11 protein-coding genes are annotated in these 11,674 nt (G+C 53.9%); 9 read left to right on the plus strand and 2 right to left on the minus strand.

Annotated features, from left to right (window positions below; genetic code table 11):
* Window positions 1-282 (plus strand): IS3 family transposase (locus BLW59_RS16415; protein ID WP_139283740.1); only part of this gene is annotated, 282 nt, incomplete at its 5' end.
* A 105-nt stretch (window positions 283-387) separates the two neighbouring features.
* On the opposite strand, the gene BLW59_RS16420 is transcribed toward BLW59_RS16415, so the two are convergent.
* Window positions 388-1,236 carry a polysaccharide deacetylase family protein gene (locus BLW59_RS16420; protein WP_074698865.1) on the minus strand — a complete coding sequence of 283 codons (849 nt, stop codon included), beginning with the start codon at window positions 1,234-1,236 and terminating at the stop codon, window positions 388-390.
* Between the two features lie 213 nt (window positions 1,237-1,449).
* Here BLW59_RS16420 and map point away from each other — a divergent pair, with 213 nt between their 5' ends.
* From map to BLW59_RS16435, 3 genes are all read left to right on the plus strand, one after another.
* Window positions 1,450-2,322, plus strand: a complete 873-nt coding sequence (gene map, locus BLW59_RS16425; RefSeq protein WP_074698869.1) for a type I methionyl aminopeptidase — start codon at window positions 1,450-1,452, stop codon at window positions 2,320-2,322.
* A complete protein-coding gene (locus BLW59_RS16430) occupies window positions 2,322-3,632 on the plus strand; it encodes a DEAD/DEAH box helicase (protein ID WP_029544453.1) in 1,311 nt (436 codons plus the stop codon). Before map ends, BLW59_RS16430 begins: the two co-directional genes overlap by 1 nt.
* A gap of 61 nt (window positions 3,633-3,693) precedes the next feature.
* Complete coding sequence (locus BLW59_RS16435; protein ID WP_074698880.1) at window positions 3,694-5,019, plus strand: replication-associated recombination protein A; 1,326 nt, start codon at window positions 3,694-3,696, stop codon at window positions 5,017-5,019.
* Window positions 5,020-5,076: 57 nt separating this feature from the next.
* Here BLW59_RS16435 and BLW59_RS18265 read toward each other — a convergent pair whose 3' ends face one another.
* Window positions 5,077-5,493 (minus strand): hypothetical protein, encoded by a 417-nt coding sequence (locus tag BLW59_RS18265; RefSeq protein WP_318258719.1) that lies wholly within the window; start codon window positions 5,491-5,493, stop codon window positions 5,077-5,079.
* Window positions 5,494-5,707: 214 nt separating this feature from the next.
* Here BLW59_RS18265 and BLW59_RS16450 point away from each other — a divergent pair, with 214 nt between their 5' ends.
* The 5 genes from BLW59_RS16450 to tnpA all read left to right on the plus strand — a co-directional run.
* Window positions 5,708-7,057 (plus strand): YjiH family protein, encoded by a 1,350-nt coding sequence (locus BLW59_RS16450; protein ID WP_074698875.1) that lies wholly within the window; start codon window positions 5,708-5,710, stop codon window positions 7,055-7,057.
* Window positions 7,058-7,232: 175 nt separating this feature from the next.
* Window positions 7,233-9,233 carry a PAS domain-containing hybrid sensor histidine kinase/response regulator gene (locus tag BLW59_RS16455; protein WP_074698877.1) on the plus strand — a complete coding sequence of 667 codons (2,001 nt, stop codon included), beginning with the start codon at window positions 7,233-7,235 and terminating at the stop codon, window positions 9,231-9,233.
* Between the two features lie 164 nt (window positions 9,234-9,397).
* Window positions 9,398-10,111, plus strand: coding sequence for a 30S ribosomal protein S2 (gene rpsB / locus BLW59_RS16460; RefSeq protein WP_029544442.1), 714 nt, complete (start codon window positions 9,398-9,400; stop codon window positions 10,109-10,111).
* A 212-nt stretch (window positions 10,112-10,323) separates the two neighbouring features.
* Window positions 10,324-11,196 (plus strand): translation elongation factor Ts, encoded by an 873-nt coding sequence (gene tsf, locus BLW59_RS16465; RefSeq protein ID WP_029544441.1) that lies wholly within the window; start codon window positions 10,324-10,326, stop codon window positions 11,194-11,196.
* Window positions 11,197-11,467: 271 nt separating this feature from the next.
* A partial coding sequence (gene tnpA, locus BLW59_RS16470; protein ID WP_139283713.1) for an IS200/IS605 family transposase occupies window positions 11,468-11,674 on the plus strand: 207 nt, incomplete at its 3' end.

The following is an 11,674-nucleotide window of genomic DNA, read 5'->3' on the forward strand; positions in this document are numbered from 1 at the left end:
AGAGGATTTCAATATACGAACAGGAAATTTCACCACAAATTAGAAAAACAGGGAATGACGCAAAGCATGTCTCGTGTAGCCCACTGCATTGATAACGGGCCCATGGAAGGATTTTGGGGCATACTTAAGCGGGAGATGTACTATGGCAGACGTTTTACCAGCCAGCGTGAACTTATACATTCGATAGAAGCATACATTCATTATTACAACCACAAACGTGTTCAACGTAACCTTGGTATCTTGACACCAATAGAGAAACACACCTTGTATTTAGTCGCATAAAAAGGCCGGCAGACGAATCTGCCGACCAAAGAATTCTTATATTTTTTTATTGTCCTCTTGACGGGGAGCAGTTCAAAAAGCTTGCAGGGATTTTTGCTTATGAAGTCAAGGCACCAGCAGCAGGCGTGCCAGGAACTCATGCCCGTCAGCGCGCAGGTTCCTTTGCAGTTCGTCCAAAGGAGCAAAGATAGGAGCGCAGCTCAGGCGCAACTTGAAGCGCAGCAGGGTGTGGGAGTTGCTGCCGAAGACCGGCACACGGTCAAGCTGCAGCCGGTTCTGGTCAGGTTCTGCCAGGCCGTAGTGGACAGTGAAGGCGCCCTTGTAGCCGGCGGCCAGGGAGCTTTCCTCAATCTCCTCGTTGAAGGCACCGCAGGGGTAGGCGATGAAGCGCACATCCTTTTTCAGATGCCAGTCGATGGCCTGCTTCGATTCCTTCAGCTGCTTGTCCAGTTCTGCGCGGGAGGGCAGCTGGTCAAGCTGGGCATGGGACAGGGTGTGGCTTTCGATGTCGATGATGCCGCTGTCGTGCATTTCCTGCGCCATGGCCCAGGTGAGGTAGTTGGGGTAGGTACCCAGGTAGTCAGAAATGACGAAGATGGTACCTTTGAGGTTGTACTTCTTCAGGACGGGATAGGCGTTCTTGTAGTTGTCGGCATAGCCGTCATCGAAGGTGATGATGACGGGCTTCTCCGGCAGCTCTTTGCCTTCGTCCCAAGCCTCTAGCATTTCTGCCGGGGTGATGGCGTGATAGCCGTTATCCGCCAGATACTTCATCTCGGCCTCGAACTGGTCAGTATGTATGGTCAGGGAATTTTCATCACGGTCGTTGATCTGATGATAGTTCAGCACCGGCACGCCGCCTGCGTGCTTGTGCATTTGGTATGCTCCTGCCAGTACAGCCAGCAGCAGGAGCAGGATAGCGGCAAGAAGCAGCCGCTTGAACAGTGCTTTCAATGAAGACACTCCTTTGATATATTTCCTTTGTGTTGTTCACATAAAAACAAATATATAACAACTGTTTATGGGTGTCAAGGAATGCTGAAAATTTTATGGGCATTGAGAGATTTTTTCATTGGCAAAAGCACGGCAGCTGGGGTATAATATAGGATACTGTATTGCATGGGACGCGGGAGAGTCGTGTCAATGATAAAGGAGATATTGAGATTCATGTCAAGAAATGACCTTTGCTGGTGTGGCAGCGGCAAGAAGTACAAGAAGTGCCATGAGGCGTTTGATGAGCGTCTTGACGAGATAAAATTTGATTTTTTCAAGGGTCAGGTGCGCCCGCCCAAGAAAATCATCAATAATAAGGAAGATATTGAAGCTATCAGGTCTGCCGGCGTGATCAATGACGGGGCCCTGGACCTGGCGGTGAGCATGGCCAAGCCCGGTGTTTCTACCTATGAGATAGACAAGGCTGTCCATGACTACATCATGGATGCCGGCGGCTATCCTTCCTGCCTGGACTATGAGGGCTTTCCCAAGAGCATCTGCATTTCCATCAATGATGTGGTATGCCACGGCATTCCTTCCAAGAAGACCATTCTCAAGGAAGGGGATATTGCCAATATCGACATCACCACTACCCTGAACGGCTACTATGCGGATGCTTCCCGCATGGTCATGATTGGCGAGGTAAGTCCTGAGGCAGAGCGCCTGGTGCGTGTGACCAGAGAGTGCATGGAATTGGGCATTGCAGCTGTGAAGCCCTGGCATTTCCTGGGGGATGTGGGGGCTGCCTGCGGCGCCCATGCCCACAAGAACGGTTACTCTGTGGTGACTGACCTGGGGGGCCATGGGGTAGGCAAGGACTTCCATCTGGAGCCCTTCGTTCCCCATGTGGGCCAGGTAGGCACGGGCATGCTGCTGGTGCCGGGCATGACGTTGACGGTGGAGCCCATGATCAATGAGGGCAGCTACCATGTGGTGGTGGACCAGGGCGATGGCTGGACAGTGCGCACCAAGGACCACAAGCTCTCTGCCCAGTGGGAAAAGACAATCCTGGTGACGGAAACAGGTACGGAGGTGCTTTCTTCGTAATGGAATTCAAAGATTTGGGCATATCTCAGAGTATCTGTGAGACTTTGCGCTATCAGGGCATCAAGGAAGCTACGCCTGTGCAGGAGCGGGCCATTCCCGTGGTGCGGGCTGGCAGGGACTGCATTGTGAAGGCTCAGACCGGTACGGGCAAGACGCTGGCCTTTCTCTTGCCCATCATGGAAAAGATCAAGCCCCAGGCTGAAGTGGCCCAGGCTTTGATTGTCACTCCCACCAGGGAGCTGGCTATACAGATTGCCAAGGTGGCTGGCCTCCTTGGAGAGGCAGCCGGCATTTCCTCCCTGGTGATTTACGGCGGGCAGGACATTGAGCGGCAGAAGCAGAAACTCAGGCGCCATCCGCAGATCATCATCGGCACCCCGGGGCGCCTGCTGGACCATCTGCGCCGCGGTACCATCGATATTTCCAAGGTGAACAAAGTGGTGCTGGATGAGGCGGACGAGATGATGAAGCTGGGCTTCATCGAGGATGTGGAGGTGCTGCTGAGGGCTTCTGCTTCCGACCGTCAGTTCATGCTGTTTTCCGCCACCATGCCCGACAGGGTGAAGGCACTGGCAGCCCAGTACATGAAGGCGCCTGAGCGCATAGAGATCAGGAGCGGGCAGGTGACGCTGGAGACCATCGAGCAGGTCATCATAGACACCACCGAGGATACCAAGGTGGACAAGCTCTGCGAGATCATCAACGGGGAGCAGCCTTACCTCATGATGGTTTTCTGCCATACCAAGGCCCGCGCCCATCAGCTGACCATGGCTCTGGCAGCCCGGGGCTATCTGGTGGATGAGCTCCATGGCGACCTGTCCCAGGTGCAGCGCACGCTGGTGCTGAAGCGTTTCCGCAAGGCAGAGCTGCAGATCCTCTGCGCCACGGATATCGCTGCCCGGGGGCTGGATATCGAGGGTGTCACCCATGTGGTGAGCTACGATATTCCCCATGATACGGAAAGCTACATTCACCGCATTGGCCGCACGGGCCGTGCAGGCCAGCAGGGCAAGGCCATTACCTTCGTGAATGCCCGTCAGTATGAGCTCCTGCGCCGCATTGAGACAGGCATCAAGGAGCGCATCAGGAAGCAGCGTTCAGAGCGCAGCAGCCATAAGGAAAAACAGGAGAAGATCCTCAAGGAAATCAAGGAGCAGAGAGAGGCACAGCAGCCGAAGAAAAAGCCTCTTTCCAAATACGCCAACCGCAAGGGGGCTTCCCACAAGGGACGCAACGGCCGCAGCCGCAGGGCAAAGCCCGGCAAGACCGTCACCAACCTTGGAGGACGTTCCAAGATGGGCAGGCATTAAGTTGTAGAATAAAGGGGCATTAGGCCCCTTTTTCTGTCATAAGGAGGCAGGCATGGAAAATATGGACTTGTTTTCTGCGGCAGCCATGTCGGGGGGAGAGGCCAGGAGTTTTGAGCCTCTGGCTCAGCGCATGCGGCCCAGGAATTTTGATGAGCTGGTGGGCCAGGAGGAAGCAGTGGGCAAGGGCCGCTTCCTGCGGCAGATGATTGAGAAGGACCAGATTCCCTCCCTGATTCTCTACGGTCCTCCCGGCACAGGCAAGACCACCCTGGCCCAAATGATAGCCAGCCTCACAGGCAGCAGCTTCCATCGCCTGAATGCCGTGGCGGCGGGGATACAGGACATACGTGCCATTGTCAAAGAGGCGGAAGAGCAGAGAAAATATTACAGTAAGAGGACCATCATCTTCATCGATGAGATACACCGCTTCAACAAGAGCCAGCAGGATGTGCTGCTGCCCTATGTGGAGGACGGACGGCTGGTGCTCATTGGCGCTACCACGGAAAATCCTTTTTTCGAGGTGAACCATGCCCTGCTTTCCAGGGTGCGCATCGTGCGCCTGCAGGCCCTGGAGGGCGGCCATCTGAAAGCTATCCTGCGTCGTGCGCTCACGGACAGGGAAAGAGGGCTGGGAGAGCAGGCTTTGAAGGCCTCTGATGAAGTCCTGCTGGCCCTGGCGGAATTGGGAGGCGGCGATGCCCGCATGTGCCTGAACCTCTTGGAAAATGCCGCCGCCATGCTGCCGGAGGGGGGAGACCTCACCGTAGGACTGCTGGAGCAGATTGTGGGGGAGCGGGTGCAGCGCTATGACAAGAAAGGTGACAATCACTACGATATAGTGTCTGCCTTCATCAAGAGCATGAGGGGCAGCGATCCGGATGCGGCCCTGCATTACTTAGCCCGCATGCTGGCGGCAGGGGAGGATGTGAAGTTCATCGCCCGCCGGGTGGTTATCTGTGCCGCTGAAGATGTGGGCAATGCCGACCCTATGGCCCTGGTGCTGGCCAATTCCGCTGCCCAGGCTGTGCAGTTCCTGGGCATGCCGGAAGCCAGGATTCCCCTGGCCGAGGCCGTGACCTATATCGCCTCTGCTCCTAAGAGCAATGCTGCCTACATGGGCATAGACAGTGCTTTGGCAGATGTGCGCAGCAAAAATTGCGGCGAGGTGCCTGTGCATCTCAGGGATGCACACTACAAGGGTGCTGCCAAACTGGGTCATGGCATAGACTATATCTATCCCCACGACTACCCGGGTCATTTCACCAGGCAGCAATACCTGCCCGGGGAAATGACAGGCATCCGCTATTACCGGCCTACAGAGAATGGTGCCGAGAAGCGCATGGGTGAGTACCTTCGCCAGTGCTGGCCGGAGCGGGAAGATAAATGATCAGACTTTGCAAGGCATAGAAAAAACGCCCCGGCTTGGGGCGCTTTTTATATGAAGTCATGACATTATCAAAAGTTCGATGCAGCCATACTCCAGCAGGGGGCTGGCATCAGTGGGGGTGCCGTTCAGGATGGCGTCTCTGATAGCTTCCATATCGGAGGCTTTGATTTTGCCAGCGGCCAGTTCTGTCTCGATTTTTGCCAGCAGGGCTTCCCTGCCGGAGACAGAATCGATGTAGGCTTCATCATTGAATCTTATGTTCATGGAAGCAGGAGCTTTTTCGGCATCACAGTTGAAGAAGATATAGGCATTCTTCGCTTCAGCAGAGGCGGTTGAGCCTGCATCTTCGACAGCCTGAGGCGCAGCTTCCACTTCCTTGGTCTTGCCCGTGATGGTCCTGACGGCATCCTGCACGGCCTTCCTGGCAATATCAGCGGCTAATTTCTCTATATATGAAGAATTTTTTTTGGTCAAATTCAATCCCTCCCAGGGGAGATTATATCATGTATTGCCGATTATGACAAAGTTGGGAATTATGATGTCGTCTGGATAAATATTCATTGACAGGCAATAAATATTCAAAAAATCCTTGACAAAATGATGTTCTCCTCCTATCATGGGAAGGGTGTCTATATACACTATGACAAAATAGAAGAAAACCATAACAAACAAGATGAGGAGTTTTTGCATGGAGAAGGAGATGACATCCTCCGGCCTGAATAGCCGGAGCAGCGGCCTGAAGTTTTTTGGCTGTTCCATTTTCGGCCTCGCCATGTTCCTGTGCCCCATGGGGGGCGGGGAGGGGTTCAATACCCCTTTGAGCGTGCTGACTGATTCGCTGGACAAGTGGATTGGGGCGAATGCGCCCTGGCTGCTGGTGTGCCTGGTGGTGGCGGCGGCGCTGCTGGCCTTGGGTGGGCTTTTTATGAAGCCATCAGAGCGTGGCTGGCATAAATTGCTCAGGGAAATTGCCTGTGTCTCCAAGGTCTATCTTCTGACCCGCCTGGCGGCGGCTGTGATTGCCCTGGGAGTGTTCTTCGGCTTTGGCCCTGAGTGGGTTATTGGCGATGATGTGGGCGGCAGCATGATGGGGTTGGGGCAGACCCTGATTGCCCTGGCTGTGACTTTGAGCTTCATCCTGCCCTTCCTGACGGACTCAGGAATCATGGAGTTTGTGGGCATCTTGCTGAAGCCTTTGGTGCGTCCCTTGTTCCATGTGCCCGGCCGGGCTTCCGTGGATCTCATTGCCTCCTGGCTTTCGTCTTCCAATACTGCCGTGCTCATTACGGCGGGGCAATATCAGGGGGGCTTCTACAGTCGTCGGGAAGCGGCCTGCATCATGACCAATTTCTCACTGGTGTCCATTCCCTTCTGCCTGGTGGTGGCGGAGACTTTGAAGGTGGCTGACCACTTCCTGCTGCTCTACGCTTCCGTCACTGCCATTGGCCTCCTTTTGGCGGTTATCGGGGTCAGGCTGTTTCCGTTAGCTGCGGTGCCCAATGACTATCGGGGCGAGAAGCGTCTGGCGGAGGAAGTGCCGCCGGAGGCTACGCTATTGCGCTGGGCTTTCAGGGCGGCACTGGAGCGGGCTGATGAATTCAGCTTCAGGAAGGCTTTTGAACAGGCCACGGCCATGACCCTGGGGATAATCTTTGACCTTATCCCTGTGGTGGTCGCCTGGGGCACCATTGGTTCAATCCTGGTGAATGAAACGAGCATCTTCCACTGGCTGGCCTATCCCATGGGCATGTATATGCAGCTGTTGGGAGTGGAGGGGGCTTTCCAGATTGCCCCTGCTACTTTGGTGGGCTTCATTGACATGTTCATCCCTGCTCTGATCACCAGTGCCGACCTGCCTTATGCCACCCGTTTTGTGGTGGCTGCCCTTTCGCTGGTGCAGATCATTTACCTCACGGAGGTGGGCAGCATCATCGTCAAGAGCGAGGTGGGGCTGGATATGAAACGGCTCTTCCTCATCTTCATCGAAAGAACCTTGATTGCTTTGCCCTTGATTGTCCTGGTGACCAAATTGCTTTAATTCTGTATACATACCGCATCTGTCGTCTGGCAGGTGCGTTTTTTCTTTTGCGCTGGCAGGCATTTTGGCAGTTGAGGCAGAATACTAGTAAGAGAAATATTTTGCCTATCGGGAAGTATTTGGAATAATGGACTTTGAATATAGTCATTGACAGAAGAACGAGGTGGGATGGACGATGGCAATGGAATGGGAGAACATGGCGGCATTGCCGGTGCCGATATTCATTTATTCATATGAGGAGGACGAGGGCAGACAGTGCCTGAAGGTTTCCAAGGGGCTTTGTGATTTCCTCAAGCTGGAGGAAGAGGCAGCTTGCCGTTATTTGTCTCAGTCGCTGGATTTGGTGACACACCCTGAGGATACCCAGCGGATCAGACAGGCTACCCAAAGGGCTTTGGATAATGGGGAAGAGCAGTGGCGACTGAGTTTCCGTATGCTTCGACCTGATGGCACTTATGCTTGGATTATCTGTCATACTGTGCAGGTGAATCTGCCAGAAGGAGGCAGGCTTTTTTACAGCAGTCTCATGGATGTGGCCCAGGAGCATGAGCAGAATGAGCGGCGCCGGGCAGAGCAGAAACACATGAACCTGCTTTTGGACAAGATACTGGAGACTACCCAGATTGGCATTTTCTGGAAGGATAAGGACCGCAGGTTCCTGGGGGCGAATAAGGCGTTTCTGGAGTATTACGGTTTTCCCAGTGAGTCCGTCATCATAGGCAAAACCGATGAGGATATGGGTTGGCATGAGGAGGACGGTCCCTACAAGAATGATGAGCTTTGGGTGCTGGAGACAGGCCATTCAACTCACAGGGTACGCGGCAAATGCCTGAGCCACGGGGAAATGCGTGATATCGTTGCCAGCAAGAGCCCCCTGATTGAAAATGGAGAGATCGTGGGGCTGGTGGGCAGCTTTGAGGATGTCACCGAGGAGTACCGCCAGCAGCAGAAGATCGTGGAGCTCAATGACAGGCTGCTGGCCTCCCTCAAGCGCACGGAAATGGCAAACCGGGCCAAGACAGCCTTTCTTTCCAATGTGAGCCATGATATGCGCACGCCTCTGAACGGCATCCTGGGCTTTGCCCGGCTGGCGGCGGCTTCCAACAATATGGAGAAGGTGCAGAATTACCTGCAGAAGATACTCAAGTCTGCGGAGCTGCTCCAAAGCCTGATTGATGATACTTTGGAACTTTCCAGGATTTCCGCTGGCAAGCTGCGGCTGGAACCGGAAATCGTCGAGGCAGAGAACATGTTCGATGCCTTGCTCACCACCATCAGCTCCATGGCGGAAAATAAAGGGGTGCATTTTGAGACGAAGGGAAGCCTGGCTGAGATGGGGACGGTGAAAGTGGATGCCCTGAAGCTCAACAAGGTTTTCCTGAATCTCCTTTCCAATGCAGTCAAGTTCACCCATGTGGGAGGGACGGTGACTTTTGCTGCCGAATGCCTGCCTGAAAGGCAGGGGGGGCGGCGGAAGTGCCGTGTCAGCATCAAGGATACGGGCATAGGCATGGAGGATTCTTTCCTGCCCAAGATGTTCGAGCCCTTTGTCCAGGAGCACAGGCTGCCTGTGCAGGGCACGGGACTGGGGCTGGCCATTGCCAAGCAGCTGGTAGATATGCTGGGGGGCAGCATAAACGTGTCCAGCAGGGTAGGCGAGGGCACGGAGTTCAAGGTGGAGTTCTATATGGAGCAGGTCATGGCTCCTGTGCCGGGCAGAGGAGATGATGTTATCCCCAAAGGCTTCTTTGAGGGGCGGCGGGTGCTGCTCTGTGAGGATAATGCTCTCAATCAGGAACTGGCAAAGACTCTGCTGGAGGATGAGGGCATGGCGGTGATCCTGGCAGAGAATGGGCAGATCGGCATAGAGATTTTCAATGATTCGGATCTGGGCAGCATAGATGCTATCCTGATGGATATCCGCATGCCGGTGATGGATGGGCTGCAGGCTGCCAAGCTCATACGTGCCATGCCCCGCAAGGACAGCAGGGCAGTGCCCATCCTGGCTCTGACAGCCAATGCCTTCAGGGAGGATGCGGAGAAGTCCAAGGCAGCCGGCATGAACAGCCATCTGACCAAGCCCCTGGAGCCGGAAAAGCTCCTGCATGACCTGGCTCACTATATGGAAGCATATGACGAGGCCAGGACGGGCTGGCCGGAACTTGATAAAAGGTAGCGAAAAAAATTAAAAAACATATTGCCAAGTTTCCAGGGCTTATGATATACTTTTCCACGGTGTAAAAATAAACATGCTGGCCCGATAGCCGTACTGTGCCGCGTAAAAGCGTGGTGACGCGGAGGATGAGGGCAGCAGAAGTACAAAACAGGAGGTGCACCACTATGTCAGTTATTTCTATGAAACAGCTTCTCGAGGCAGGTGTCCACTTCGGTCATCAGACTCGTCGCTGGAACCCGAAAATGGCCCGCTACATCTTCACCGAGCGCAACGGTATCTACATCGTTGATCTCCAGAAGACCGTGAAGAAGATCGATGAGGCTTATGCTTTCCTGCGCAGCGTTGCAGAGGAAGGCAAGTCCGTGCTCTTCGTGGGCACGAAGAAGCAGGCTCAGGAAGCTATCCGTGAGGAGTCTGAGCGTGCAGGCCAGTTCTATGTCAACGAGCGTTGGCTGGGCGGCATGATGACCAACTTCCAGACCATCCAGAAGCGTGTTGCACGCCTCAAGGAGCTGGAGGCTATGGAAGAGGACGGCACTTTTGAGGTCCTCACCAAGAAGGAAGTCCAGGTTCTCCGTCATGAGATGAACAAGCTGGAGACTTACCTCGGCGGTATCAAAGAGATGAACAAGCTGCCGGGCGCACTCTTCGTGGTTGATCCCCGCAAGGAGCGCATCGCTGTGGCTGAGGCTCGCAAGCTGAACATCCCCATCGTGGCTATCGTTGACACCAACTGCGATCCTGATGAGATCGATTATGTCATCCCCGGCAACGACGACGCTATCCGCGCCGTGCGCCTGCTGACTGCCAAGATGGCTGACGCTGTGCTGGAAGGCCGTCAGGGCTCCGATGCCAGCGAGGCTCAGGCTGCTGAGTAATATCGCTTGATATTTGACAGTTAAACCAAGACGGGGTAAGGGACGTTATCCCTTGCCCCGTTTTTGTCATTCTAAGGCGTTTGGGGCACAGATACAGCAACGCTTCACTTGAAATTTTTCCTGCGGAAAAATTTCACACGTTCCGCTTATGCTGTACCTGCGTCCCTCACTCACTTGTATGTGTTAATCAAATGTTTTAGGAGGAAATATAAATGGCAATTACTGCTGCTATGGTAAAGGAACTGCGCGAGACCACCGGCGCAGGCATGATGGACTGCAAGAAGGCTCTGACTGAGGTAGGCGGCGACATGGCAAAGGCCATCGACTTCCTGCGCGAGAAGGGCATTGCCAAGGCTGAGAAGAAGGCTGGCCGCGTGGCTGCAGAGGGTGCTGTCGGTGCTTATGTTTCCGAGGATGCCAAGAGCGGCTGCGTAGTTGAGATCAACTGCGAGACCGACTTCGCTGCTGGCAACGACCAGTTCAAGGCTCTGGTGGCCAAGGTTGCCAAGCACATCGTGGAGGCCAAGATTGCTTCTGGCGATGTTGACGCCCTGAACAACAGCGAAATCGAGGGCAAGAAGGTTTCCGACCTGCTCATCGAGGCTACTGCTACCATCGGCGAGAAGATTTCCCTCCGTCGTTTCGCTCGCTATGAGAGCGCTGGCCAGGTTGCTTCCTACATCCACATGGGCGGCAAGATTGGCGTTCTGGTTGACCTCACTGGTGGCAGCGAGGAGCTGGCTCACGATGTGGCTATGCAGATTGCAGCTGCTAACCCCACCGCTATCGACCGCAGCGGCGTAGATGCTGCTGATCTCGAGCATGAGAAGGAAGTGCTCCGCAAGCAGGCTCTGGAAGAGGGCAAGCCCGAGAAGATCGTGGACAAGATGGTTGAGGGCCGCATCAACAAGTTCTACAAGGAAGTCTGCCTGAACGAGCAGATTTTCGTGAAGGATTCCGACAAGACCGTTGCTGACGTGCTTGGCAGCGAGAAGGTCAATGCTTTCACCCGCTTCCAGCTGGGCGAGGGCATCGAGAAGAAGGAAGAGGACTTCGCTGCAGAGGTTGCTGCACAGATGAAATAATGAAGCAAACATGTTTGCTTCATTGAAACGCTGATTGGAAGATTTTGCCTTTGGCAAAATTTGAACAATTGCGTTATAATAAGGGCTATCCCTTTTATGAGAGGACATCTTAACGGGTGTCCTCTTTTTTGTATAAAGAAAACCCCCGGTTAGACCGGGGGGTTCAATAGCCTTTTAGGTATGAGTCTTCAAAGGTAATAAATAGCCCTCCCATGATAAGATAACGTTGCGGTCCGTCAACTGCAACAAATCAATCACAGGAGGGTAATCAATGACTAAGAGTCATGATGTACATAGTCTATCACATACAAAATGGAACTGTAAATATCATATTGTGTTTGCGCCCAAGTACAGAAGGAAAGTATTCTTTGGGCAGAAGAGGTACGAGATAGGGCAGATATTGAGGGAGTTGTGCCGTTGGAAGGGGGTAAATTTATTAGAAGCAGAGGCATGTCCTGACCATATCCATATACTGGTC

The sequence above is a fragment of the Selenomonas sp. KH1T6 genome, from assembly GCF_900108415.1.
In the GTDB taxonomy this organism is placed as follows: domain Bacteria; phylum Bacillota; class Negativicutes; order Selenomonadales; family Selenomonadaceae; genus Selenomonas_B; species Selenomonas_B ruminantium_A.